We start from the raw sequence: 24,863 nt of genomic DNA on the forward strand, positions 1-24,863 counted from the left end.
GCGTCATGGCCACGGGCCTTCGGGAGCACATCACGGCCACGGTCCTCCGGGCACGGGTCACGGTCCCGGGCCTCCGGCGGGGCCCCGCGCCGCCCCGGGGCGTCACGCGGCGGGCCACGGCAGGCGGGCCCGGACCGCGAAGCCGCCGTCCTCCGTCGGGCCGTGCTCCAGCCCACCGCCGGCGAGCGTGGCGCGTTCGGTGAGGCCGATGAGCCCCTGACCCGATCCCGGGACCCGCTCGAAGGGTTCGGTGGGGGCGGGGTTCTCCACCTCGATGGTGAGCCCTTCGCCGGGGCCGCCCGTCACGGTGAGGGAGACCTCGGTGCCGGGCGCGTGCTTGCGTGCGTTGGTCAGACACTCCTGGGCGATCCGGTAGACCGTGCGGCCGGTGGCGGCGGGGGCGTCCTGGGGTTCGGCGACCCGGTTGTCGACGGCGACCTTCATGCCCGCGAGCCGGGACTCGGCGATGAGGGCGTCCAGGGTGGCGAGGGTGGGCTGCGGCCGGTCGCCCTCGTCGGTGTCGCCGGGCCCGCGCAGGACGCCGATGATCTCGCGGAGGTCCTGGAGGGCCTCGTGGGCACTGTCCCGGATGACGCCGGCGGCCCGGGCCACCTCGGCGCCGGGGGCGTCGGGCCGGAATTCGAGGGCCCCGGCGTGCACGCTGAGCAGGGTCAGCCGGTGGGCCAGGACGTCGTGCATCTCGCGGGCGATGGCTTCCCGGGCCAGGCGCTGGGCCTGTTCTGCGCGCAGCGCCGCCTCGGCCTCGGCGCGGCGGGCCCGTTCGCGGAGGGAGAGGACGAGCTGGCGCCGGGAGCGTACGACCATGCCCCAACTGAGCACCAGCAGGATCAGCAGGACCCCGAAAATGGCCGAGGCGAGGAAGCTCGTCGCGGGGTCGGGGCGCAGGAGCGGTTGCAGGGGGGCCACGATCAGCGCGCCCGCGCCGACGATCGCCACCGGTTTGAAGGGGCGGTGCACAGCCAGACTGAAGAGGGCCACCATCAGCGCCCCGGCGGCCACGGGTTCGACGATGCAGACGACGGTCAGTACGGCGGCGAGCCCGACGGGCCAGCGTCGTCGGAGCCAGAGGGCGCAGCAGGCCGCCGCGCCGATCACCGAGTCGACGAAGACGAAGACGTCCGCCGTGGTGTCGTCGGCGTCGATCGCGGCGAGCGTCAGCAGGCCGACGCCCGCGGCACAGAGGAAGGCCGTGATGTCGACGGCCCAGTCCCGGACGGTGCGCCGCGCCCGCGGCCGGTCGCCGGGCAGCTCGGGATCGGCCATGGCCGAGGGGAGCAGCCAGCGGTACTCGGTGCGCGTCATATCGACAAAGTTACGCAGCCGGTAAGCCCGGAGGGGCCCTGCGCGACGAGGGAGCGACCAAAGTCGTGGGACCGGCTACTTTCGGCGCGGCGGACGGGACCGGTGGCCGACGCGGCGGGTGCGGGGCGGGCGGGAGGCTCGGCCCATGAAGAAAATCGTCGAGACGATCGGGTTCCTCGTCTTCGCCCAGGGCGCCGGCGGGCTGCTGTACGAGTGGACGGGCTGGTTCCGGCTGTGGACGGTGGTGCGGCGGATCGACTTCCTCAGCGACCGGGGGCTGTTCGTCAACATCGTGCTGATCGTGGCGGGCGCGGCCGTGATGATCGCCGCGGACTCGATCAAGTCCTGACGGCGGCGATCAGGTCCTTACGGCGGTGAACGCGTCCTGACTGCGGCGATCACGTCCTGACGCCGGCAAACACGTCCTGACGGCGGTGATCAGGTCCGGTCCGCGCCGCGCCGGCCCCACGCGGTGCCCGCCAGGACGAGAACCGCCCCGGCGGCGCCGAGCAGTCCGAGCCGTTCGCCACCGAAGCCGATGCCGACGGCGGCGGCCCACAGCGGTTCCGTACCGAGCAGCAGGCTGACCCGGGACGGCGAGGTGCGGCGTACGGACCACATCTGCACGAAGAACGCGAACAGCGTGCAGAACACCGAGAGGAAGACCAGGCCCGCCCACTCCTGGACGCCGAAGTCCGCCGCCGCGCTCCACGGCGACGCGCCGGTGCCGGGGACGGCGGCGAGCACGGCGAAGACGGCGACCGCGGCCCCGAGCTGGACGGTGGTGAGGGAGAGCGAGTCGGCGTCCTGGACGGCCTTGATCCTGGCCATGGCCAGGACATGGACGGTCCGGGCGAGAGCGGCGAGGAGCATCAGGAGGTCGCCGCCCGAGGGGCTCGTGAACCCGCCGCCCTGGGTCAGCAGGACCACTCCGGCCACGGAGAGCCCGGCCGCGGCGACGAATCCGGCCGACGGGCGCACGCGGGTCACGGCGGCCTCGGCCAACGGCGTGAAGATCATGGTGAGGCTGATGATCAGCCCGGCGTTGGTGGCGGAGGTGTGCACCACCCCGTACGTCTCCAGCAGGAAGATCCCGCTCAGCACCAGGCCCAGCAGTCCCGCGCCCCGCCACTGCGCACCGGTCAGCGCCCGCAGCCTGCGCCATCCGGTGGCCACGAGCACCGGCAGCACGATCGCGAAGCGCAGGACGAGGACGGCGACGACCGTGTGGGCGGTGGTGATGCCCTTGGCGGCGAGGTAGCTGGCGCCCCAGACGGCGGCGACCGCCAGCACGGGCAGATCGGTGGCCCAGGCGCGGCGCGGGGGTGCGAGGGTGGGCACGGCGACAGCGGACACCTGGATCCTCCTGTTGATCTCCACGGAACGTGTTGTGGAGACCTCACCGGCTCGCACGCGGAGCGATCACGCTATCCGCTGGACTCCGGAAAAAGGTACACCTGTCTCAACGCTCGGATCGTCCCGGGGCATTACCCGTGGTCAGCGGCGGTCGAGCCGTTCGGCCGGACGGCGGAGGGTCCTTCGGCCGCGCCACCGCTCCCTAGACTGACGCCTCGATAACTCTGAGGCACGGAGTGGTCACATGACGTCGTTGAGAGCGGACGGGCGGGTCGAGCGGGGGAACCAGACCCGGCAGTTGATCCTGGGGCGGGCGGTGCAGATCGCCTCGGTCGAAGGGCTGGAGGGCCTGTCGCTGGGGCGGCTGGCCACCGAACTGGGGCTGAGCAAGAGCGGAGTGTTCGCCCTGTTCGGCTCGAAGGAGGGGCTCCAGCTGGCCACCGTGCGGGGGGCGGTGGCCATATACGTCGACCATGTGCTGCGCCCCACCCGGTCGGTGCCGCCGGGGCTCGGACGGGTCTGGCGGCTGTGCGAGGCGTGGATCGCGTACTCCCGCGAGCGGGTTTTCCGGGGCGGTTGCTTCTTCTACGCCGCCACCGCCGAGTTCGACGCCCGCGGCGGCAGGGTGCACGACGCCCTGGCGTCCGCGCAGACCGGCTGGGTCACCTTCGTGGAGCAGACGATCGAGGAGGCCAGGTCCGCCGGGGAGCTGGCCGGGGACACCGACGTGTGCCAGCTGGCGTTCGAGGTGATCGCCCTGCTGGAGCTGGCCAACGCCGAGTCGGTGCTCCAGAACAACAACCTCGGCTACGAGAAGGCGGCGCGGGCCATCCTGGTCCGGCTGCGGGCCGCGGCGACGGATCCCGCACTGCTGCCCGCACGGTAGGCGGACCGGGCTGCCGAACCCGGCGGCCGTGGGCGTCCGATACCCGCCGGTGCGCGGGCCCCGGCCCGCGTTTGCTGGGGGATGTCGTCGAAGCGACGGCGTCCCTCAGCAAAGGAACCGGCCATGTCCAGCACCCTGCCCACCCCCGCCCCCACCACCGTTACCACCGGCCTCCAGGCCCGGGCCGCCCTGGTCACCGGGGGCAGCCGGGGCATCGGCGCCGCGATCGCGCTGCGGCTCGCCCAGGACGGCGCGGACGTCGCCGTCACCTATGTCCAGGACGAGGAAGCGGCCCGTGCGGTCGTCGAGAAGATCGAGGGCTTCGGCCGCCGGGGCGTCGCCCTGCGCTGCGACGCGGCGGACGCCGACGCGGGCGCCGAAGCCGTGCACCGGGCGACGGACGCGCTCGGCCGGCTCGACATCCTGGTCAACAACGCCGGCATCGGCGTCCTCGGTCCGATCTCCGCGCTCGCCGGGCCGGAGGTGGACCGGACGCTGGCGGTGAACGTGCGGGCGGTCTTCCTGGCCTGCCGGGCGGCGGCGGAGCGGCTGGCCGACGGTGGCCGCATCGTCTCCGTGGGGACCGCCCTGAGTCGGTACGCGGGCGGGCCGGGCTCCACCCTCTACGCGCTCAGCAAGTCCGCCCTGGTCGGGCTGACCAAGCCGCTCGCCCGGGAGCTGGGGCCGCGCGGCATCACGGTGAACCTGGTCCAGCCCGGGCCCGTGGACACCGATCTCAACCCGGCCGACGGGCCGTTCGCCGAGGGCCAGCGCGCGGCGACGGCCCTGGGCCGCTTCGGCACGACGGAGGAGGTCGCCTCGCTCGTCGCGTACCTCACGAGCGCGGAGGCGGGGTTCATCACGGGCACGGAGCTCGTCGTGGACGGCGGCCACGCGGCCTGAGCGGTCCCCGGCCCGAGCTGCCCCACCGCCCGGCGCACGAGTCTCCCGTACGCCGACCGGAGAGCTCCCCCGTACGCCGACCGGAGAGCTCGCCGTGGGCCGACCGGGTAGCTCTCCCGCCCGCCGACCGGGCAGCTCGCCCGCCGCTCCCCCGGGCGGCTCCCCGGAGCGCTCCCCCCGTCGGCCCCGCCCGGCCTGCCCCCGTCCCGGTCACGCCCCTACGCTGGCCGGGACGGGGGCAGCGACGGGAAGACGGGACCACCACATGTCCGGCACACCGGTTCAGGCGCTCAACGACGGCACGCGACTCCCCGCGGTGGGGCTCGGCACCTATCCGCTGGACGACGCGGCGGCCGAGGAGGCCGTCGCCGGGGCCCTGGAGCTCGGCTACCGGCTGGTCGACACGGCCCTCAACTACGGCAACGAGACCGGCACCGGCCGGGGCGTCGCCCGCAGCGGCGTCCCCCGCGAGGAGGTCCGCCTCACCACGAAGGTGCCCGGACGGCACCACGGGTACGAGGAGACGCTCGCCTCGTTCGAGGAGTCGCGGGCCCGCCTGGGCGTCGAGTACGTGGACCTCTATCTGATCCACTGGCCGCTCCCCCGCCTCGACAGGTACGTGGACAGCTGGAAGGCCATGATCAGGCTCCGCGAGGACGGTCTCGTCCGCTCGATCGGCGTCTCCAACTTCACCGCCGCGCAGCTGGAACGGCTGGAGCGGGAGACGGGCGTGCTGCCCTCGGTGAACCAGATCGAGATGCACCCGCTGCTGCCGCAGGAGGAGTTGCGTGCGGTGCACGCGGCGAAGGGCATCGTCACGGAGAGCTGGAGCCCGCTGGCCCGGGGCCGCGAGGTGCTGGAGGATCCCTCGATCGTGGCGATCGCCGAGGACCACGGGGTGAGCCCCGGGCAGGTGGTGCTGCGCTGGCACACCCAGCTGGGCGCGGTCCCCATCCCGAAGTCGGCGGACCCGGGCCGGCAGCGCGAGAACCTGGATCTGTTCGGGTTCGAGCTGACGGCGCAGGAGCTGACGTCGATCGCGTCCGGGCGGCAGCGGCGGTTCGGCGGCGACCCGGAGTCCCACGAGGAGTTCTAGGCCCTGTCGGCCTGGAGGTCAGCGGTTGCGCGGGGTGACCTCCGCCATCCGGGACCAGCCGGTTCCCTCCACCTCGACGTTGATGATCTCGGGGACCTCGGCCACCAGCTCCGACATCGTCGCGATCGCCGCCTTGAAGTGGTCGGAGTTCACGTGCGCCTCACCCGCCGCCGCGTCGGCGAAGGCCTCCAGCAGGACGAACTCGTTGGGGTTCTCCACACTGTGCGACCAGTCGAAGAAGAGGTTACCGGGCTCGCGCCGGGTGGCGACGGTGAAGCCGTCCAGCCGGCTGAGCCACTCCTCGGGGTCGAGGGCGGTGAACTTGACGGCGATGAAGATCATGGGGGCTCCTGGTCGAGGCGTCGGAAAGTGCGGCTCGCCCGGCCTTCAGGGCCCGCTCACCGCACCTCGACCAGGGTGACACACCCTCACGTAACGGGACCGGCCGGGCGCACCGCGATCCCCCCTGCGACCGCGGTGCGCCAGGTGCCGTCGCGGTCGGGGATCAGCCGCCCAGCTCCCGGTGACGGGCCGCCAGGGCCCTGGCGCCCTCGTCGGTGAGCGATCCGAACAGCCGGAGCCGCGAGATGCCGCCGTCCGGGTAGATGTCGATCCGTACGTGCGTGGCGCGGACGGTGCCGTCCAGGACGAAGCGGTGGTTGGTGTCGGGCTGGAGCCGGGTCCGGGGAAGGGCTTCCGTCCAGTCGCCGTCCTCGCCGTCCCGTACCGAGAGACTCGCCCAGCCCGCGGAGTTGCCCTTGAGGTAGGCGGTGTCGATCTCGACGGCCCGGATCCCGGACTGCGCGGCGAGACGGTAGCTGATCCAGTCGTTGCCCTTGTCTCGCCGGCGGCGGGTCTCCCAGCCGTCGTCCATCTTCCGCGAGCGGCCCGGCTGGATGGTGTTGGTGGCCGGGGAGTAGAAGCGGTCGGAGGCGTCCTCGACCTGGCCGCCGTTCTCCAGGGCCGCCAGGTCGAACGTACCGAGCGCGCCCAGCCAGGCGGGGTCGGGAGCGACCTCCCCGTACACGCGCAGCCGGGCGATCCCGCCGTCCGGGTGCTGGTTGACCCGCAGGTGGGTGAAGCGCTGCTCGGCGTCGACGGCGAACCCGTTGGCCGCGTGGCCGCCGACCGCCGTACGGGGGACGAGCGTCGTCCACTTCACGTCGGGGGCGAGGAGGTCCTCGGGGGACGGGGAGCCGGGCAGTGCGACCGCCTCGACGGAGACCGCCTGCGGGTAGTTGCCGCGGAAGTGGGCGGTGTCCAGGACGATGCCCCGGATGACACCGGGCGCGCCGAGCCGGACGAGGGCCCAGTCGTGGTCGTCGGCGGTGGGGTGCGGTTCGGCGGCGCTGACACCCCGTCGGCGGCGGGTCTCCCAGCCGTCCATGATCTTGCCCTTGTGCCCGAAGTGCTCCGGGTCGAAGACGGCGGGCCCGGGCTTGAGGAGGTTCTCGCGTTCGGCGAAGAACTCGTCGTTGGCGGCGATGACGCCCGCCCCGAGACGGCGGTCGGCCAGGTCGACGAGGTGGGTGAAGGGGAAGTCGGCGGAGCGGTGGTCGGCGTACGGGTCGCCGCCCGCGTAGGGGCTTGCGTCGCCGGTGAAGCGCGGTATCGCGGCGTCCGTCATGGTCAGGGGGTCCTTTCGGGCATGGTCGGGGGCGCGTTCGAGGAGCGGACCGGTGCACTCGGTCAGCGGTCTCGTTCCAGGAGTTCCAGGAGCGGACCGGTCAGCTCGGTGGGCGGTCTCGTACGAAGAGCGGACCGGGGGCTCGGTCAGCGGTCGCGTTCGAGGAGGCGGCCGGTGGGCTCGGCGAGGGCGCCGTCGGAGGCGATGCGGACACCGCGCAGCCAGCTGGAGCGGACCACGCCGTGCAGGGTCTTCCCGGCGTAGGCGGTGACCTGGTTGCGGTGGAAGAGCTCGGCGGGGTCGACGGTGAAGGTCGCGTCGGGGGCGAGGACCGCGAAGTCGGCGTCGCGTCCCGCCTCGATGGCGCCCTTGCGGGTCAGCCCGGCCAGCGCGGCGGGGGCGGCGGACATCCAGCGGGCGACGTCGTCGAGGGAGTGGCCGCGCCTGCGGGCCTCGGTCCAGATGGCGGGCAGGCCGAGCTGGAGGGAGGAGATGCCGCCCCAGGCGGAGGCGAAGTCCGGGGTCTTCAGGTCGGTGGTGCACGGCGAGTGGTCGCTGACGATGCAGTCGATCGTGCCGTCGGCGAGCCCGGCCCAGAGCGCGTCCCGGTTGCCGGCCTCGCGGATCGGCGGGCAGCACTTGAACTCCGTCGCCCCGTCGGGCACTTCCTCGGCGGTGAGGGTGAGGAAGTGCGGGCAGGACTCGACGGTGACGCGGACGCCCTCGCGCTTCGCGGCGGCGATCAGCGGCAGGGCGTCGCTGGAGGAGAGGTGCAGGACGTGGACGCGGGCGTCGAGCCGTTTGGCGTGGGCGATGAGCCCCTCGATCGCCGCGTTCTCGGCGTCGCGCGGCCGGGAGGCCAGGAAGTCCGCGTAGGCGGGTCCGGGGCGTTGCGGGGCATCGGCCAGGTGGTGCGGGTCCTCGGCGTGCACGATGAGCAGCCCGCCGAATCCGGCGATCTCCGCCATGGAGCGGGCCAGCTGCTCCTGGTCCAGCTCCGGGAACTCCTCCACGCCGGAGGGCGACAGGAAGCACTTGAAGCCGAAGACCCCGGCCTCGTACAGCGGGCGCAGGTCCTTGACGTTGGACGGGATAGCGCCGCCCCAGAAGCCGGTGTCGACGTGCGCCTTGGGGGCCGCGACCTGCTGCTTGACCCGCAGGTGCTCGACGGTGGTGGTCGGCGGGAGGGAGTTGAGGGGCATGTCCAGGAGCGTGGTGATCCCGCCCGCGGCGGCCGCCCGGGTAGCGGTGTAGAAGCCTTCCCACGCGGTGCGCCCCGGGTCGTTCACATGGACGTGGGTGTCGACCAGGCCGGGCAGCAGGACGTCGTCGCCGAAGTCCTCCAGGCGGGCGCCCGCGGGCGGCTCGGTGTCGTACGGCAGGACCGCGTCGATCGTCCCGCCGACGACGGCGACCGCCGCCGGGCGGGTCCCCTCGGGGGTGACGACGCGCGTCGAGCGCAGTATCAGGTTCACGTCCGGACCGGACACCTGTGCTCCTTCACTCCAGCAATGATCACAACGGGAATTCAACGAACTGTTGAAGCTTTCGATGGAGTCTTCACTCGGGAATCGCCCTCGTCAAGACCCCGCCTTCCGTCACGGGGCCCACCGGACCACCCCTGCCGCCCGACTGGAGGTTTCCACAAAGTAAAAGTCATATTTCGAACTGCGGAACGTAGCATGGGCCAGGAGGGGCGGTGCCGGGCCGCCCGCACCGACCGTCGGCACCCGGACAAAACAGCCCCTGACCGGCACGGACGCCGACCGGGGAGCTGTGGGCCGATCGGGAACCGCCCGGTAGGCTGCTGCCTTGCCTTCCGCTTCGAAAGGACCGTTGACGTGCCGCCGTCCCACGCCAGCACAGCCGACTCCAAGCCCTCCGGTTCCAGCGGTGGGGTGCAGTCCCTCGAGCGCGCCTTCGATCTGCTGGAGCGGATGGCCGACGCCGGGGGCGAGGTCGGCCTGAGCGAGCTCTCCGCGAGCAGCGGGCTGCCCCTGCCGACCATCCACCGGCTGATGCGCACCCTGGTCGGCTGCGGATACGTGCGCCAGCAGCCCAACCGCCGCTACGCGCTGGGCCCCCGGCTGATCCGGCTCGGTGAGTCCGCCTCCCGGCTGCTGGGCACCTGGGCCCGCCCCTACCTCAGCCGGCTGGTGGAGGAGACGGGCGAGACGGCGAACATGGCGCTGCTGGACGGGGACGAGATCGTGTACGTCGCCCAGGTGCCGTCCAAGCACTCCATGCGCATGTTCACCGAGGTCGGCCGCCGGGTCCTGCCGCACTCCACCGGGGTGGGCAAGGCGCTCCTCGCGCACACCCCCGCCGACGAGGTCCGCGCGCTCCTGGCCCGTACCGGCATGCCGGCCGCCACGGAGAAGACCATCACCACCCCGGAGGGCTTCCTCGACGCCCTGGAGCTGGTGCGCCGCGCCGGGTACGCGGTGGACGACAACGAGCAGGAGATCGGGGTGCGGTGCCTCGCGGTCTCCGTGCCAAACTCCCCCACCTCGGCCGCGATCTCCATCTCGGGACCGGCGGGGCGGGTGACGGAGGCGGCGACGGAGCGGATCGTGCCGATCCTCCAGCAGGTCGCGGGAGAGCTGTCCGACGCGCTGGCGAGCAACGGGAACGCCGGCTGAGACGAGGGGCGGGGGGGGGGGGGGGGGGGGGGGGGGCCCCCCCCCCCCCGCCCCTCGTCTCAGACCCCGGCCGGGACGGTCAGCCGCCCGTCGTCCATCGTCACCGTGCGGTCCATCCGCTCCAGGTGCGCCAGGTCATGGGTGACCAGCACCGTGGCCGTGGCCCGCTCCCGGGTCAGGGCGACCAGCAGGTCGAGCACAGCGGCGCCGCGCTCGTGGTCGAGCGCGCTGGTCGGCTCGTCGACGAGCAGGACCGCCGGCTCGTTCATCAGGGCCCGCGCGATGTTGATCCGCTGGCGCTGCCCGCCCGAGAGCTGGTGCGGACGCCGGTCGGCGCGGTCGGCCAGACCGACCGCGTCCAGCAGTTCCAAGGCCCGGCGGCGGGCGTCCCGAGCGGACCCGCCGGACAGGTGGCGCATCACCTGGAGCTGTTCGGCGGCGGTCAGCGAGGGAAGCAGATTGGGCTGCTGGAACACGATGCCGATGTGCTCCCGGCGCAGAACCGCCCGTCCGGCCCGGCCGAGGCCGGCCGTCGGCGTCCCGGCCACCACGACCTCGCCGGAGTCCGGGGTGACCAGGGTGGCTGCGGCCGCGAGGAGGCTCGACTTGCCCGAGCCGGACGGCCCGACGACCGCGGTGAGCGTGCCCGGGGGCACGTCCAGCGAGACCCGGTCCAGGGCGGTGAGCCGCCCCTCGCCGTCCGGGTAGGTGAGGGTGACGTCGGTCAGGGTGAGCGTCATCGGGCACTCCCGAGTGCGGTGAGCGGGTCGACGGCGGTGATCCGCCGGATGGACAGGGCGGCCCCGAGCGCGCCGAGGGCGATCAGCACGGCGGCCGGGACGAGGACGGTCGCCGCGTCCAGGACGAACGGCACGGCTCCTCGGCCGATCAGGGCTCCGGCCCCGGCGGCCAGGGCGGTGCCCAGTCCCGTACCGAGGGCGAGCATCACCACGGCCTGTCCCAGCGCGTCGCGCAGGAGGTACGGGGTCGACGCGCCGAGCGCCTTCAGCACGGCGACGTCGCCGCTGCGCTGGATCGTCCAGACGGTGAAGAACGCTCCGATGACGAGGGCGGAGATGGCGAAGAGGAAGCCGCGCATCAGTTGCAGCGAACCGTTCTCCGACTGGTAGGAGCCGATGGCCGTGAGGGAGTCGTCGAGCGAGAGCGTGCTGGTGCCCGCCGCCGCGTCCCCCGCCGCGAGATCGACGCCTCCGGTGGTGGTCAGGGCGATCACGGTCGCCTGTTCGGCGGGCCCGCCGCCGTCGTGGCCGATCTGCTGCCAGTCGTCGAGCGAGGTCCAGACGACGGGGGTGTGGCTGTAGGAGACGTCCGTGGCGACGGCGGCGACCACGCGCTCGGTCCGGCCGAGCGCGATCCTGTCGCCCGCCGTGACGTCGAGCTCCTCGGCCGCCTTCTCGGAGAGCACGACCCGCCCCGGGCCGATCCCCGCCGGCCCGAGGGTGCCGTCCGGTTCGACGCCGAAGGCCGAGACGGCGGCACTCCGCTCACCGGCGGCGGTGGCGTTCAGGGTCCGGATGCCGACCGGCTGGGCGGCCTCGACCCCGGGCCGACCGGCCCAGTTCCGCCAGTCGTCCTCCCGGACGGTCGAGTTGGTGAACGACTCCGCCTGCCCGTCGGGGGGTGCGGCGAAGGCCAGGTGGTCGGCGTCCAGACCGGTGACGGCCGAGATGTTCTCCCGGGCCAGGCCGGCGGTCAGGCCGGACAGCAGGCCCACGAGCAGCGTGATCAGCACCACGACCGAGCCCATGAGCGCGAACCGGCCCCTGGCGAAGCGAAGGTCTCTCCATGCGACGAACATGGTTCCAGCGTCGTGCGGCGCGGGCGGGAAAACATCGCGCGGTGGACGGTCCCGGGATCAACCTTTCGATTGACCGGCTCCGGGGAGGCCGCGGCTACGCTGGACGGACCATGGATTCGCGTTCGCACACCCACGTCACGGCAGCCCTGCGACTCTGTCTGCACGCCCTGCTGGTGGGGCTGCTGGCCCTGGTGGTCGTCCGCACGGCGAGCGAGGACGCGCCGCACACCCCGGCCGTCGTGGTGGTGGCGGTGCTGATGGCCGCCCTGTACGCGGCGGGGCCGCTCGCCTCGTCCGTACAGCCGGGAAACCGGGCGGGGGCCGGGTGGCTGGCGGGTCTCGGCGCCCTGTGGGCCGCGCTGCTGGTCCTGTCGCCCGACGCCCTGTGGGTGGCCTTCCCGCTCTACTTCCTCCAGCTGCACATCCTGCCGATGCGGTGGGCGCTGCCCGCCGTCGTGGTCACCGCCGCCGCCGCGATCACCAGCTTCGTCGTGCACCGGCAGGAGATCGAGCCCGGCGCGTTCATCGGGCCGCTGATCGGCGCGGCGGTCGCCGTCGCCACCGTCCTCGGGTACGACGCGCTCTTCCGGGAGAGCGAACGGCGGCGCGAGCTGATCGTGGAGCTGGTCGCCACCCGTGCGGACCTCGCCGAGGCGGAACGCACGGCCGGGACCCTCGCCGAGCGTGAGCGCCTCGCCCGGGAGATCCACGACACGCTGGCCCAGGGCCTGTCCAGCATCCAGCTGCTGCTGCGCGCCGCCGAGCGCTCACTGCCCGAGGACGCTCCCGCCGCCGCGCATGTGCGGGCCGCCCGCGAGGCCGCGCAGGCGAATCTCGCCGAGGCGCGTTCGTTCGTCCGCGCGCTGACGCCGCCGGACCTGGAGCACGGTTCGCTGGCCGCCGCGCTGGAGCGGCTCTGCGCCCGTACGACCGCACCGGACCTGACCGTGCGGTTCGCGGTGAGCGGCACCCCGGTGGAGCTGCCGACGCCGTACGAGGTGGCGCTGCTGCGGACCGCGCAGTCGGCGCTGGCCAACACGGTGCGCCATGCGCGGGCCGGACGGGCGGAGATCACCCTGAGCTACATGGACACCTCGGTGGCGCTGGACGTCGTGGACGACGGGCAGGGCTTTGACCCGTCGGGGGCGCCGGTCCACGAGCGCGGCGACGGCGGCTTCGGGCTGCCGGCGATGCGGGCGCGCGCCGGGTCGCTCGGCGGTGCGCTGAGCGTGGAGTCGGCGCCCGGACAGGGAACGGCGGTGGCGGTCACGCTGCCGCTGCCCGTAGCGGAAGCGGAGCGTGCGGCATGAGCGGGAGTGGGAGTGGGGACGCGATTCGGCTGCTGCTGGCGGACGACCATCCGGTCGTCCGGGCGGGGCTGCGCGCGGTCCTGGACACCGAGCCGGACTTCCGGGTCGCCGGCGAGGCCGCCACCGCGGAGGAGGCCGTCGCCCTGGCGGCGGCGGGCGGCTTCGACGTGGTCCTGATGGACCTCCAGTTCGGTGCGGGCCTGCACGGCTCGGAGGCGACGGCGACGATCACCGCCGCCCCGGAGGGCCCCCGGGTCCTGATCCTGACCACCTACGACTCGGACGCGGACATCCTGGCGGCGGTCGAGGCGGGGGCGAGCGGCTATCTGCTCAAGGACGCGCCGCCGCAGGAGCTGGCGGCGGCGGTGCGCACGGCGGCGGCCGGCCGGTCCGCGCTCGCGCCGTCGGTGGCGCACCGGCTGATGGACCGGATGCGGACGCCGGCCGAGGCGCTGACCCGGCGGGAGCTGGAGGTGCTCCAGCTGGTCGGGGAGGGCCTGTCGAATCTCCAGATCAGCAAGCGGCTGTTCCTGAGCCAGGCGACGGTGAAGTCCCACCTGGTGCACATCTACGCCAAGCTGGGCGTCGACTCCCGTACGTCGGCGGTCGCGGCGGCCACGGCCCGCAGGCTCATCCGCCGCTGAAGCCGGGGCTCGCGTGCCACAGGCCGGACATGCGGAGGCTCACGGGTCAGCCGCGCGGAGGCTCCCCGAAGAGGTCGACCGCGTTGCGCACCTCGCGCAGGGCCGCGGCCACCGCGCTCACCGAGCCGATGGCCCCCGCGATCAGCAGCAGGGAGCGGCGCATGCGGGGGATCTCCGGCACGCCGCTGACGGCCATCGCGTCCAGGGCCGCCAGCTCGTCCTCGGCGATCGGCCGGTCGGGGAATTCGGTCCGGAGCCCGGCCAGTTCGCGGCGGAGCCGGGAGACGGCCATCCGCAGCTCGGCCACCCTCGGGTCCTCGTCGCTGCCGGTCAGCTGCTTCTGCCCCACGCTTCGCAACACAGCACTCCCCCCTCGCACGTCCTTGTGCCGGTGTGACCCCCGAACCCGGGCTGTGGCCAAGTCCCCGGATGTGTCCGCAAGTTAACGCCATGACGGGCAGTGCGCGCCAGCCCACGGAAAGAAATCGGGGTGACCCCTGAGGGTGACATGCGTGTCGCGTGTGCGAAGCGCTCAGTGGTATCCAGTGCCCATGGTCACGGACACGACGACAGGCACGGCTACGGAGAGGACCGCGGACATGACTTCCGCCGCGAGGAACCCCGAGGTCGCGGGCGTACTGCTGGCCGCCGGAGGGGGCCGCCGGCTCGGCGGCCGGCCGAAGGCGCTGCTGGAGCACCGGGGCCGCCCGCTGGTCGAACACGCGGTGCGCTCGCTGCGCGACGGCGGCTGCGGCCCGCTGCACGTGGTGCTGGGCGCGGCGGCGGACGAGGTGCGGGCCCGCGCGGACCTCGCCGGCTGCGCGGTGACGGTGAACCCGGACTGGGAGGAGGGCATGGGTTCCTCGCTCCGGCTGGGCCTGGCCGCCCTGGGCGCGACGGACGCGGACGCGGCGCTCGTCCTTCTGGTCGATCAGCCCGGGATCGGGGCGGAGGCGGTGGCGCGGGTGCGTCTCGCGTACCGTTCGCGGGCGAGTCTGGCGGCCGCCTCGTACGGCGGGGAGCGGGGCCATCCGGTGCTGTTCGGGGCGGACCGGTGGGCGGACATCGCGGCGGGGGCGGTGGGCGACCGGGGCGCGCGGGCCTATCTGCGGGAGCACCGCGATGCGATCACGCTCGTGGAGTGTTCGGATGTGGCCGAGGCGTACGACATCGACACCGCGCAGGATCTGAAGCACCTGGAGTGACCGGACGGCCCCGCCCGCCGTCCACCGCGCGTGGCCGCGTCGGCACGCTGCGCCGCCACCGGTCCGTTTCTGTCGACCCGGAGAATCTCGACATCAACAAACCATTGAACTTCCACCATGAGGAAACTACTATCCACTGGTCAGAAGCCCTCTGAACCTCAGACGGCATCCACGGCCGTATCTCGGAGCCATGGCACGCCGTGCCGTCTCAGGCGACCCGGCGGCCATGAGACGCCGCCGCCCGCTGAAGGAGTGACAGCTCATGTCCGCACCAGCGCCGTCCACGCTGGCCATCGTCGATGCCAAGCCCCTGCCCCGGCAGGAAGAGGTCCTGACCGATGCGGCCCTCGCGTTCGTGGCCGAACTGCACCGGCAGTTCACCCCGCGCCGCAATGAGCTGCTCGCCCGGCGCGGTGAGCGCCGCGCCGAGATCGCCCGCACCTCCACGCTGGACTTCCTGCCCGAGACGGCGGCGGTCCGCGCGGACGACTCCTGGAAGGTCGCACCGGCTCCGGCCGCTCTGAACGACCGCCGGGTGGAGATCACCGGTCCGACCGACCGCAAGATGACCATCAACGCCCTGAACTCGGGCGCCAGGGTCTGGCTCGCCGACTTCGAGGACGCGTCCGCCCCCACGTGGGAGAACGTGGTCCTCGGCCAGCTCAACCTCACCGACGCCTACGAGCGCCGCATCGACTTCACCGACCCGAGGTCGGGCAAGTCGTACGCGCTGAAGTCCGCCGACGAACTCGCCACGGTCGTCATGCGCCCGCGCGGCTGGCACCTGGAGGAGCGCCACCTCCAGCTGGACGGCGCCTCCGTGCCGGGCGCGCTCGTCGACTTCGGCCTCTACTTCTTCCACAACGCGCAGCGCCTGATCGACCTCGGCAAGGGCCCGTACTTCTACCTGCCGAAGACGGAGTCGCACCTGGAGGCGCGTCTCTGGAACGACATCTTCGTCTTCGCCCAGGACTACGTCGGCATCCCGCAGGGCACGGTCCGCGCGACGGTGCTGATCGAGACGATCACCGCCGCGTACGAGATGGAGGAGATCCTCTACGAGCTGCGCGACCACGCCTCCGGGCTCAACGCCGGCCGCTGGGACTACCTCTTCTCCATCGTCAAGAACTTCCGTGACGGCGGGTCCAAGTTCGTCCTCCCGGACCGCAACGCGGTGACGATGACCGCCCCGTTCATGCGGGCGTACACCGAACTCCTGGTCCGCACCTGCCACAAGCGCGGCGCGCACGCGATCGGCGGCATGGCGGCCTTCATCCCCTCGCGCCGCGACGCCGAGGTCAACAAGGTGGCCTTCGAGAAGGTCAAGGCGGACAAGGACCGCGAGGCGCACGACGGCTTCGACGGCTCCTGGGTCGCCCACCCCGACCTGGTGCCGATCGCCCTGGCCTCCTTCGACGCGGTCCTCGGCGACAAGCCCAACCAGAAGGACCGCCTCCGTGAGGACGTCTCGGTGGCCCCGGGCGACCTGATCGCCATCGACACGCTGGACGCCAGCCCGACGTATGACGGCCTGCGCAACGCCGTGGCGGTCGGCATCCGTTACATCGAGGCCTGGCTGCGCGGCCTGGGCGCGGTCGCCATCTTCAACCTGATGGAGGACGCCGCCACCGCGGAGATCTCCCGCTCGCAGATCTGGCAGTGGATCAACGCGGACGTGGTCTTCGAGAACGGCGAACACGCCACGGCGGAGCTGGCCCGCAAGGTCGCCGCCGAGGAACTGGCCGCGATCCGCGAGGAGATCGGCGAGGAGACCTTCACCGCCGGCAAGTGGCAGCAGGCCCACGACCTCCTGCTCCAGGTCTCCCTGGACCAGGACTACGCGGACTTCCTGACGCTGCCGGCGTACGAGCAGCTGCGCTGACCCGTCACGACGTACGAGAACCGCCCCCGGCACCGCACAGCGCCGGGGGCGGTCTCGTACGCGTCGGGGTCAGCCGATGGCGTGGTGCAGCGACAGGTCCCAGCCCTGGTCCGACGCCTTGCCGGAGCCGGAGCCCCACGACCGGGCAGCCAGTCCGGCGTACTCGTTGACGACCACCGGCGCGATGCCCGGATCGAGTTCGACGTCCTGCCCGCTGCGCGCGTCCAGGATCACCGGGCCCGACGAGGTCTCGGCGTAGACCCGGCCGTCCCGGACGGCGGTGACGTCGGGGGCGATGCGACCGGCCGCGCTGTCGGGCAGCTCCCAGAGCACCTTTCCGCTCGATGCGTCAAGGGCGAATACCTCCTTCGGGGCCCGGCTCACCCCGGGGTGCGGGCCGCACACCACGACCGACGTGCCGTCGTAACGGCAGTGCACGGGCCGCTTCTTGTCGGACAGCGGTCGCTGCTTGCCCGTGGCCGCGTCCACGAGGAGCAGTTGACCGGTGGAGCCGATGAGACCGCTGCGCGTCACCTTCGTCGTGATGATCCGGTCGGGTCCCGCGGGCGTCGTCCACTGCGCCTGGAGTTCGGGGTTCATGTGCGCGGTGCGCTCGTGGGTGCGGTCCTGCCACACCGTCTCGCCGCCCTTCATGCTCACAGCCGTCAGCACCTTGTACTGTCCGCCGGCGTCGGACTCCGCGCCCACCGCGTTTCCTCCGGCGACGGTGTACGCCTCGAATCCCGCCTTCTTCCACAGAGTTTTGGGCCGGTCCGGGTCGCTCAGATCGATGCCGATGGTCTCTCTGGCCGAGTTGGATGAGATGGACCGCCGTTCGTGGACGCGCAGCGAGACAGCCACCGTGCCGTCCTGCGCACCCACCACACGTACGGCCGTGGAGCGGCCACGAGGCGTGTCCCGGTACGCGTCCGCCACGAGCGGGATCTCCAGGCGACTGCGCTGCTTGCCGGTGCCGGAGTCGAGCACCAGAAGCTCGATGAGCTCCTGGGAGGCGGTGGTGCCACGGCCCTCCTTGGACACGTGGTAAGCAACGAGGACGAGGGGCGGGCCGTCCGCCCGCTCCAGCGCGAACGGGGCCAGGTCGTCCTTCCGGTCCCTCTCCTGAGCGAACACGCCCCGGTACACGCGCCCGACCGGGTTCTCCGGCCTCAGCGCCGGCCCCGTCGGCTGTCCGGTGGCCACGTCCGTGACCTGGACGTCCTCGACCGTCCGGGTGAAGAGATAGCGCCCGACCAGAGCCGAATTCAGCCAGGGTCCGTACTGGACGATCTGGTCACCCGCAGGCTTCGCGGCGAACTTCACCGGCGCTTCGTGCGCTTTCAGCTCCGGCTCGCCGGCCGGCTCCGATGCTGCGCTCCGGCCGCCCTTGCCGTCCTTCGCGTCGGTGGTGTCCTCTCCTCCGGAACCGCACCCCGACACCGTCAGGAATGCCACAACCAGCAGGCCCACCAGGCCCTTCCGCGCGCTTCGCATCTCCCCGCCCCTCGCCGGTCACACCGGTGATCCACAATAGGCGAAGCCTGCTCAGCGGGACACCCGGCAGCCGGGGCCGTTCACGTCCAGACGGCCCCCAGCGCCACGAACCCGCAGACGAGGGCGAACAGGATCGCCAGCAGCGGCCAGACGAACCGCAGGTACTTGTCGTAGCCGACCTTCGCCAGGGCCACCCCGCCGATGGTGACCGCCGTCGTCGGGACCCAGAGGTTCATCCAGCCGCTCGCCGCCTGCCACGCCGTGACGACCACGGCGCGGGAGACGCCCGCGAAGTCGGCGAGCGGGGCCAGGATCGGCATCGCCAGCGTGGCGTGGCCGGAGGTGGAGGGGATGGGGAAGGCGAGCGGCAGGTTGACGATGAAGACGAAGACCGCGAACAGCGCCGACGAGGTGCCCGAGACCACGCCCTCGATGGAGTGCAGCACGGTGTCGGTGATCTGCGAGTTGTTCATGATGACCGTGACACCGCGCGCGAGGACGATGACCAGGGCCGGCGAGATGAAGTCCGCCGCGCCCTGGATGATCGTCGCGCTCAGCTTCTGCTCGCCGAACCGCGCGACGACGCCCACCAGGACCGCCGCGACCACGAACAGGGCGGCCAGCTGGGGGAAGGACCAGCCGAGTTCGAAGCCGTACGGGGTGGCGTCGGCGTCGCCCGTGAGGGCGCTGGACCACGGGACGACCGAGAAGATCATGAAACTGAAGACCAGGGCGACCAGGACGAGGATGGTCCTGTGGAGCCCGGTCAGCTCCGGGGGTTCCCCCGCGTCCGTCGCGTTGTGCTCGCGGTCGCCTGGCAGGAAGCCGGAGAGCGAGCGCCCGGGGTCCTTGCGGACGCGTCCCGCGTACCGGATGACGTAGCCGATCGTCACGGCCGTCAGGACCACCCACATGATCGCGCGCAGCACGATGCCGTCGCCGAGCGAGATGTCGGCGGCGGAGGACGCGACTCCGGTGGCGAAGGGGTTCACGGTGGAGCAGAGCACGCCGATGCCCGCGCCGAGGATGATCGTGCCGGTGGCCACCATGCGGTCGTAGCCGAGGGCCAGCATCAGCGGGATGATCAGGCCGTAGAAGCCGAGCGTCTCCTCGGCGAACCCCTCGACGGTGCCGAGGAGGGAGAAGACCAGCATCACTCCGGCGATGAGCAGCGCTCCCCGGTCGCGCAGCCGGTACGCGAGGCGGCCGATGCCCCGGTCCAGGGCACCGGTGGCGAACACCACGGTGATGAACGCGCCGATGGCGAGCACGAAGAGGAACACGCCGGCGCTGCCGTACAGTTCGCCGGCCAGGTCCGGGCCGACCTCGCCCGTCTTCGCGTCCTGGACGCCGTAGAGACCGTTGACCGGGGAGAGGAAGAGGTCGTTCAGGCGGTCCACGAAGCTCTGGTCGGAGTCGACCCGGTGGTACGTGCCCTGGACCGGGGCTCCTTCCCCGTCGCGGTCGTACGCCCCGGGCGGGATCAGGAAGGCCAGTCCCCAGACGGCCAGCGTGACGACCCCGAGGATCGTGAGGGCGCTGGGGAAGGCGAACCTCTTCCTGGCCGGGGGCTCTTCCTCCGGGGCCGGCTTCGTGTCGGCCGCGCTGCTCATGCCGTGCTCCGGACCGTCGCGGTCCCCAGCGGGGAACCGAACGGACGCAAGGACTCCGGATGGGTGACCAGGAGGTCCTGGGCCCCGGCGAGGGAGCGCAACTCCTCCCGCGTACGACTGGCACCGGTCCCCGCGTCGCCCTCGACGGGGGTGGGGGCGAAGGGCGGTGAGAGCCCGTCCGTCAGCGCGTAGCCCCGGGTGCTCGGGCCGTCTCCCGGATCCATGGTTCAGCCCCTTCGGTCCACTGGCCTTCCGGGACCAATGGACCATGGGGGGCGGCGCGCCGCACGCCCGGGAAACGGCGGCCGGTCGGGCCTCAGCCCGTCAGGACGACCGTCCGCTGGGCCGAGAAGTCACCCCACTTGCCGTCCGGAAGCTTGGCCCTGAGCTTGACCGAATAGCGGGTGCCCACCGGGTCGGAGAGGTCCAGCCGGTAGGTGGCGCGCCCCTTGGGGGGCGTGCCGCCCCAGACGATGGTGGTGGTCAGCTTGCCGTTCAGATGGAGCTCGTAGGCGGGGATGGCTCCGCCCGTCTCGGGCTGGTCCCAGGACAGGTCGAGGGTGACGGCGGCGCCCTCCTTGCCGATCTCGGCGCTCAGGCCGGTGGGGGCGGTGCTCGCGGGGGCGCCGGGGGCGGACTCGGTGGTGAGGTCGAGCGTGTTGCTGTCGGCCGAGGACTTGTCGGAGGCGTCCCGGGCCCGGACGGTGAAGGTGTAGACGGTCCCCGGGCGCAGCCCCGTGAGCTTCGCCGCGGTCTCGGAGGCCGGGACGCTGTGGATCCGGGAGTCCTCCTGGTAGATGTCGTACGAGGTGACGCCGACGTCGTCCTTGGACTCGCCCCAGGTGAGGGTGGCGGCACGTTTCCCGTCGGCGCTGCCCGTCAGCTTCGCCGGGACGGTGGGGGGCGTGTCGTCCTTGGGCGGGGTGGCCTGGGTGGTGACGGGGACGGTCTTGCTGGGCGCGGAGAGGTTCCCCGCCGTGTCCTTGGTCCGGACGCTGAAGGTGTAGTCCGTCGAGGCCGTCAGCCCGTTGACGTCGATCATGGTCTTGGTCGCCGGGACGCTCTTGACCTTGGCCTTTCCGCGGTAGATCTCGTATCCGGCGACCTTCTTGTTGTCGGAGGCGCCTTCCCACATGACGTGCACCGAGGTGGAGCTGCTGGCCTGGGCGGTCACGCCCTGGGGGGTGGCGGGAGGCTGCGTGTCGGCTTCGGCGGTGCCACCGCAGGCGGAGAGGAGGGGTGCGAGAAGCAGGGCGGAGCAGGTCAACGCGGCAGAGATGTGGGGGCGTTGCACGGTGGTGCCTTCCATCCGGACAGCAATGGTCCAGACCTGTATGCCATGGCGCGGGGGTCGTCGACAAGAGGGCTGCGAGGAACCATCCGCTATGTGCCGGTGTGCTCCACCGGTCGATGAGTTTTCGGTGGTCGAGAGGTCTTCCCTGTATGGACGCACAGAAGAACCCCGTACCGGACGCCGTCGCTCTCCCTGACCTGGAGCCGGCCGCCCGGCGGATCGTCGCGCTGCTCGGCCGGGTCGACGACAGCCGGCTGGACGGCCCCACCCCCTGCCCCGACTACGCCGTACGGGAGCTGCTCGGCCACCTCACCGGGCTCGCCACCGCCTTCCGCGACGCCGCCCGCAAGGATCTCGGGGCGAGCACCGCCGTCTCCCCGGACGCCGCCCTCCCCGCCCTCGACGACGACTGGCGTGAGGTGCTGCCCCTCCGGCTGGACGAGATGGCGGCGGCCTGGCGCTCGCCCGACGCCTGGACGGGCATGACCCGGGCGGGCGGCGTGGAACTGCCCGGCGAGGTTGCGGGGGCCGTCGCGCTCAACGAACTCGTCGTCCACGGGTGGGATCTCGCACGGTCGACCGGGCAGCCGTACGCGGCAGGGGAGGCCGAACTGCGGTCCTGCGAGGCACTGCTCGCCCCGGCGGAGGACGGCGTGGCAGAGGACGGCTCGGCGGCGGACGGCTCGGCGGCGGACGGCCTGGACGGCCCGGCGGCGGACGGTTCCGACGGCGGCAGCCTCTTCGGGCCGCCGGTCCCGGTGCCGGGCGACGCCTCGCCGCTGGACCGGGTGATCGCTCTCAGCGGCCGGCGTCCGGACTGGCAGCCGGGCAGCTGAGAGGGGGCAGGCCCCCACTCACTCCCGGCGACACGGCGGAAGCCGTGGCGGCCGAGCCGACAGCGGGGCTGCCGGAACCGACGCGGCTGCCGGTGCCCCCGCCGTCATCTGCTCCAGCCTCGGAGAGCGCAGTGGGACCGGTACGGGCTGGAGGCATCCCGCCCGTACCGGTCCCGTGTCAGGCGCGGCGCTCCAGCAGCGCGGCGAAGCACCTCTCGACATCCTCCGCGGGGCCGACCGGGCGCAGGTCCGGGTCGAGTGAGACGAGAAGATCCCGGGCCTCTGTCCAGGGAATTCCGAAGGCCTCCTCCAGGGCCAGAAGCAGACGCAGTGGGGTGAGAGTGAAGTCGTCGGCGCCCCGGAGGTACTCGATCATGGCGATGATCCCCGCGCCTTCCGCCGCCATATCCCCAAGGTCTTCGATCGGCTTGTCCACTGCTCTTCCTCTCGTCTTCTTCGGCTGGTCAGCGGGTGAAGCGGAGGACCGCATTGGTGTAGTTACCAGGCGTGCCCTCCAGCGTGAGCCCTTCCCAGCCTGACGATGTGGGCCGGTGGTCGGCGGGTTGTGCGAAGCGGTGAAGCTCCTGGTAGACGGGTTCACGACCAAGATCACCCGTGTCGGCCAGGAGCTTCGGGTGCTTGTCCACCCATCGGCGATCGATCTGTCCAGTGGCCGTCTGCGCCACCTCGCTGCCGAACTCACGTGCTGGGCGGACAGAGACGACGACCTCGCCCGCGCCTACCGAGAATGGCTCCAGACCGCTTGACGACAGTAGGGGCATCGACGCCGCCGGCGCGTGCGAGCGCTTCTGCCGGTGAGGAGCTCCGTGACGGCCACCCGTCAACTCGTGACCTCTCGCAGCGAAGATTGAGCGTTGTCAACGAAGGTTGGTGACCGCCCGGATTTCTCATCGAAGGTTGGGTGATCGTTTAGGTCTGGCTGTGCGGGGAGACGGTGGGGAAACCAGTAGGCGCATACGGCGATCCTGCGCTGAGTTCCTTGGACCTGGACTTCCTCGACGGCGGTCAGCGTCGTCGTAGCGCTTTGGGCTCCGGGTGGGACGCCTGGTTCGAGGAGGTGCCGCCGGAAGGCGGGTATTCACCTAGAACGGCGGGTCCTCGGCGTGCCCCTCATGATTTTCCCTACTGCTCCCGCCGTTGTTGTCCTCCGCGCCGACGACCAAGTCCGTGCGGGGTCCCCACCGGTGTTCCTGTTCCTCGCGTTGAGCGGTAATACTGGGGATGGCGGCAAGTGCTTCCAGGGGGCGGTTCTGGCGTGCCAGCAGGTGAGCACGGTCTGTGGTGGCGCTGTGTCCGGGGTGTTCCGCGAGCAGGCTGATGGCCTCGTCCAGTCGGCCGTCCTTGGCCAGCAGCCCGGCGATCGTGCGGGCTCGTTCCTCGGCGGCCAGTTCGGGTATTGCTTCGATTTCGGTGATGGCTTCGCGGCAGCGTCCCAGTTCGCCCATCAGCCACCACCGGTTGGACGGAATCCAGTCCCCGCGCTCCGCGACGAACGCCGGGCTGCATTCGTCCAGGAGCTGCAGCGCACGGTCGTGGAGCCCGTTCTCAGCGAGCAGGAGCACTATCCCTTGCAGGGGGCTTTCCCACGGGTCTTCGAAGTCAGGACGCCCCACTGCGATGGCTTCCTCAAAGCGCCCTTGCTCGATGAGGAATTCCATAAGGAACCACTGCTGATTGCTCGGATACTCGGCGGTGGCGATGTGCCTGCGCAGAATCTCCTCCGCATCCTGCGCGCGTCCCGCCGCCGTGAACGCCTTCATCAGAGGTCGGAAGGCTTCGCGCGCGTGGCGGCCCGTGGCCGCTTGCTGCAGTTCCCTGACCCGTCCGTGCCGGGCGAGCAGCTGCGCGTAGGACTCGACGGTGTTCTGCGGGCCGTACCGGCGCGCGGCCACATCGTCGCCGAGCACCCGGATCGCCTCCTCGACCTGCCCCGACCGCTCCAGGACCTCCGCCTGAAGGTCCAACGCCTCCCAGAGCGGGTGGGAACAGCCCCGCGTCTGGTGGTGGCGTGCCTCGTCGGCAAGCGGCGCCAAGAGCTCCAGCACGCGGGCGTCCCTCCCCTGCCCCTCCGTCAGCGTGACCAGGCAGCGCATCGTCCACCGGTCCCGCAGATGCGGTTCGAGAAACGTGATCGCCTCGTCGACACGTCCGCACTTCACCAGGGTTTCGGCGTAGACCTCACACGCGCCCGCCCACGACTCCTCCCCCACGGGACACGTCAACGTCAGTGCCTCCTCCACCCGGCCCCACGCGAGCAGAATGTCCGCACCTGCAGATACGGCGGGCAGCCAGCCGGTCTCCGCGAACGGCTTCATCACCGCCCACGCCCGCTCGAACTCACCCACCGCTTGCAGCGCGCGCACGGCGCCCCGCGCGCAGAACCAGTCACCCCGCTCGGCTGCCGCCCCGACCACCAGGTCCACATGCCCGTGCTCAAGGAGAGAGTCCGCTACCTGCGGAGGGACTCCTCCGTTCCGGTCCGCCTGCCACTCAAGATCATCAATGTTCACCGGGAAAGGGTAGGAGCCACCACTGACAATGCGGCACCTCCCCCGTCGGAAGGTGCCGTATGCCCGGCTGAAGGATCGTTGTAGCGGTGGACAGCAGCTCGGACGTGACCGGATGGCGATCCGTCACGCCTACGCCCTCAGCAATCAACCGGCCTTGGTCGAGGAGACGAACGTCCCCGCCGCGCTGCCGTGTGAACCGGGTCAGATCACGACAAGCCAGCAGCGTGCAGGTCACGGCGTTGTCCGTCGGCCAGCGCGACTCGGAGGATGTTCGGCATGGCGTCCCTCTCCTAGGCGCTGTTTCTCGGATCATGTTCTGAGCCAGATGACGAGGGCTGCGAGCGTGACGGTACCGAGGTAGATGTAAGCGCGCTTCTCGTAGCGGGTAGCGACGGCCCGGAA

The 24,863-nt window shown here is 72.0% G+C and carries 25 protein-coding genes; 11 read left to right on the forward strand and 14 right to left on the reverse strand.

What is annotated here, in order from left to right; translation table 11 throughout:
• Positions 1–102: 102 nt before the first annotated feature.
• The gene (locus ACH4KB_RS31935) at positions 103–1,323 is read right to left on the reverse strand and encodes a sensor histidine kinase (RefSeq protein WP_398069548.1); all 1,221 of its coding nucleotides are present in this window, start codon (positions 1,321–1,323) and stop codon (positions 103–105) included.
• 145 nt (positions 1,324–1,468) lie between these two features.
• Here ACH4KB_RS31935 and ACH4KB_RS31940 point away from each other — a divergent pair, with 145 nt between their 5' ends.
• Entirely contained in the window at positions 1,469–1,672 is a 204-nt protein-coding gene (locus tag ACH4KB_RS31940; protein WP_018961410.1) for a hypothetical protein, read from the forward strand.
• 89 nt (positions 1,673–1,761) lie between these two features.
• Here ACH4KB_RS31940 and ACH4KB_RS31945 read toward each other — a convergent pair whose 3' ends face one another.
• Positions 1,762–2,679, reverse strand: coding sequence for a DMT family transporter (locus ACH4KB_RS31945; RefSeq protein WP_398069550.1), 918 nt, complete (start codon positions 2,677–2,679; stop codon positions 1,762–1,764).
• A 244-nt stretch (positions 2,680–2,923) separates the two neighbouring features.
• Here ACH4KB_RS31945 and ACH4KB_RS31950 point away from each other — a divergent pair, with 244 nt between their 5' ends.
• The 3 genes from ACH4KB_RS31950 to ACH4KB_RS31960 all read left to right on the forward strand — a co-directional run bounded on the left by ACH4KB_RS31950 (position 2,924) and on the right by ACH4KB_RS31960 (position 5,564).
• On the forward strand, positions 2,924–3,565 hold the full coding sequence (locus ACH4KB_RS31950; RefSeq protein WP_398069552.1) for a TetR/AcrR family transcriptional regulator: 642 nt from the start codon (positions 2,924–2,926) through the stop codon (positions 3,563–3,565).
• A gap of 123 nt (positions 3,566–3,688) precedes the next feature.
• Entirely contained in the window at positions 3,689–4,468 is a 780-nt protein-coding gene (locus ACH4KB_RS31955) for an SDR family NAD(P)-dependent oxidoreductase (RefSeq protein ID WP_398069554.1), read from the forward strand.
• Positions 4,469–4,733: 265 nt separating this feature from the next.
• Positions 4,734–5,564 (forward strand): aldo/keto reductase, encoded by an 831-nt coding sequence (locus tag ACH4KB_RS31960; protein ID WP_398069556.1) that lies wholly within the window; start codon positions 4,734–4,736, stop codon positions 5,562–5,564.
• Between the two features lie 18 nt (positions 5,565–5,582).
• Here ACH4KB_RS31960 and ACH4KB_RS31965 read toward each other — a convergent pair whose 3' ends face one another.
• The 3 genes from ACH4KB_RS31965 to allB form a co-directional block, all read right to left on the reverse strand.
• Complete coding sequence (locus ACH4KB_RS31965; protein WP_398069558.1) at positions 5,583–5,906, reverse strand: putative quinol monooxygenase; 324 nt, start codon at positions 5,904–5,906, stop codon at positions 5,583–5,585.
• A gap of 163 nt (positions 5,907–6,069) precedes the next feature.
• A complete protein-coding gene (gene alc, locus ACH4KB_RS31970; protein ID WP_398069560.1) occupies positions 6,070–7,191 on the reverse strand; it encodes an allantoicase in 1,122 nt (373 codons plus the stop codon).
• 146 nt (positions 7,192–7,337) lie between these two features.
• Positions 7,338–8,681, reverse strand: coding sequence for an allantoinase AllB (gene allB, locus ACH4KB_RS31975; protein ID WP_398069562.1), 1,344 nt, complete (start codon positions 8,679–8,681; stop codon positions 7,338–7,340).
• A gap of 351 nt (positions 8,682–9,032) precedes the next feature.
• On the opposite strand from allB, the gene ACH4KB_RS31980 reads away from it, so the two are divergent.
• Entirely contained in the window at positions 9,033–9,833 is an 801-nt protein-coding gene (locus ACH4KB_RS31980) for an IclR family transcriptional regulator (RefSeq protein ID WP_398069564.1), read from the forward strand.
• Positions 9,834–9,892: 59 nt separating this feature from the next.
• On the opposite strand, the gene ACH4KB_RS31985 is transcribed toward ACH4KB_RS31980, so the two are convergent.
• Positions 9,893–10,573 (reverse strand): ABC transporter ATP-binding protein, encoded by a 681-nt coding sequence (locus tag ACH4KB_RS31985; protein ID WP_398069566.1) that lies wholly within the window; start codon positions 10,571–10,573, stop codon positions 9,893–9,895.
• Positions 10,570–11,652 (reverse strand): ABC transporter permease, encoded by a 1,083-nt coding sequence (locus ACH4KB_RS31990; RefSeq protein WP_398069568.1) that lies wholly within the window; start codon positions 11,650–11,652, stop codon positions 10,570–10,572. Before ACH4KB_RS31990 ends, ACH4KB_RS31985 begins: the two co-directional genes overlap by 4 nt.
• A gap of 110 nt (positions 11,653–11,762) precedes the next feature.
• On the opposite strand from ACH4KB_RS31990, the gene ACH4KB_RS31995 reads away from it, so the two are divergent.
• A complete protein-coding gene (locus ACH4KB_RS31995) occupies positions 11,763–12,962 on the forward strand; it encodes a sensor histidine kinase (RefSeq protein ID WP_398069570.1) in 1,200 nt (399 codons plus the stop codon).
• The gene (locus ACH4KB_RS32000) at positions 12,959–13,606 is read left to right on the forward strand and encodes a response regulator (RefSeq protein ID WP_398069572.1); all 648 of its coding nucleotides are present in this window, start codon (positions 12,959–12,961) and stop codon (positions 13,604–13,606) included. The genes ACH4KB_RS31995 and ACH4KB_RS32000 overlap by 4 nt, the downstream gene beginning before the upstream one ends.
• 46 nt (positions 13,607–13,652) lie before the next feature.
• Here the strand turns inward: ACH4KB_RS32000 and ACH4KB_RS32005 are convergent, their stop codons facing one another.
• Entirely contained in the window at positions 13,653–13,955 is a 303-nt protein-coding gene (locus tag ACH4KB_RS32005) for a DUF5955 family protein (protein ID WP_397922329.1), read from the reverse strand.
• A gap of 250 nt (positions 13,956–14,205) precedes the next feature.
• On the opposite strand from ACH4KB_RS32005, the gene ACH4KB_RS32010 reads away from it, so the two are divergent.
• Complete coding sequence (locus tag ACH4KB_RS32010; RefSeq protein WP_398069574.1) at positions 14,206–14,811, forward strand: NTP transferase domain-containing protein; 606 nt, start codon at positions 14,206–14,208, stop codon at positions 14,809–14,811.
• A 262-nt stretch (positions 14,812–15,073) separates the two neighbouring features.
• The gene (gene aceB, locus ACH4KB_RS32015) at positions 15,074–16,693 is read left to right on the forward strand and encodes a malate synthase A (RefSeq protein ID WP_398069576.1); all 1,620 of its coding nucleotides are present in this window, start codon (positions 15,074–15,076) and stop codon (positions 16,691–16,693) included.
• A 69-nt stretch (positions 16,694–16,762) separates the two neighbouring features.
• Here the strand turns inward: aceB and ACH4KB_RS32020 are convergent, their stop codons facing one another.
• The 4 genes from ACH4KB_RS32020 to ACH4KB_RS32035 form a co-directional block, all read right to left on the reverse strand.
• Complete coding sequence (locus ACH4KB_RS32020; protein ID WP_398069578.1) at positions 16,763–18,187, reverse strand: hypothetical protein; 1,425 nt, start codon at positions 18,185–18,187, stop codon at positions 16,763–16,765.
• Between the two features lie 80 nt (positions 18,188–18,267).
• A complete protein-coding gene (locus ACH4KB_RS32025; RefSeq protein WP_398069580.1) occupies positions 18,268–19,800 on the reverse strand; it encodes a YfcC family protein in 1,533 nt (510 codons plus the stop codon).
• Positions 19,797–20,024, reverse strand: a complete 228-nt coding sequence (locus ACH4KB_RS32030; RefSeq protein ID WP_398069582.1) for a hypothetical protein — start codon at positions 20,022–20,024, stop codon at positions 19,797–19,799. The genes ACH4KB_RS32025 and ACH4KB_RS32030 overlap by 4 nt, the downstream gene beginning before the upstream one ends.
• A 92-nt stretch (positions 20,025–20,116) precedes the next feature.
• Positions 20,117–21,109, reverse strand: coding sequence for a fibronectin type III domain-containing protein (locus tag ACH4KB_RS32035; protein ID WP_398069584.1), 993 nt, complete (start codon positions 21,107–21,109; stop codon positions 20,117–20,119).
• A gap of 134 nt (positions 21,110–21,243) precedes the next feature.
• Between ACH4KB_RS32035 and ACH4KB_RS32040 the strand changes: the two genes are divergently transcribed.
• Positions 21,244–21,930: a TIGR03086 family metal-binding protein gene (locus ACH4KB_RS32040; RefSeq protein WP_398069586.1), complete on the forward strand. Its 687-nt coding sequence runs from the start codon at positions 21,244–21,246 to the stop codon at positions 21,928–21,930.
• 178 nt (positions 21,931–22,108) lie between these two features.
• Here ACH4KB_RS32040 and ACH4KB_RS32045 read toward each other — a convergent pair whose 3' ends face one another.
• Positions 22,109–22,366, reverse strand: coding sequence for a hypothetical protein (locus ACH4KB_RS32045; RefSeq protein ID WP_398069588.1), 258 nt, complete (start codon positions 22,364–22,366; stop codon positions 22,109–22,111).
• Positions 22,367–22,565: 199 nt separating this feature from the next.
• Here ACH4KB_RS32045 and ACH4KB_RS32050 point away from each other — a divergent pair, with 199 nt between their 5' ends.
• The gene (locus tag ACH4KB_RS32050; protein ID WP_398069590.1) at positions 22,566–22,697 is read left to right on the forward strand and encodes a hypothetical protein; all 132 of its coding nucleotides are present in this window, start codon (positions 22,566–22,568) and stop codon (positions 22,695–22,697) included.
• Between the two features lie 336 nt (positions 22,698–23,033).
• On the opposite strand, the gene ACH4KB_RS32055 is transcribed toward ACH4KB_RS32050, so the two are convergent.
• Complete coding sequence (locus ACH4KB_RS32055; RefSeq protein ID WP_398069592.1) at positions 23,034–24,461, reverse strand: tetratricopeptide repeat protein; 1,428 nt, start codon at positions 24,459–24,461, stop codon at positions 23,034–23,036.
• Between the last annotated feature and the right edge of the window lie 402 nt (positions 24,462–24,863).

This window comes from Streptomyces sp. NPDC017520, assembly GCF_044329855.1.
Taxonomy (GTDB): domain Bacteria; phylum Actinomycetota; class Actinomycetes; order Streptomycetales; family Streptomycetaceae; genus Streptomyces.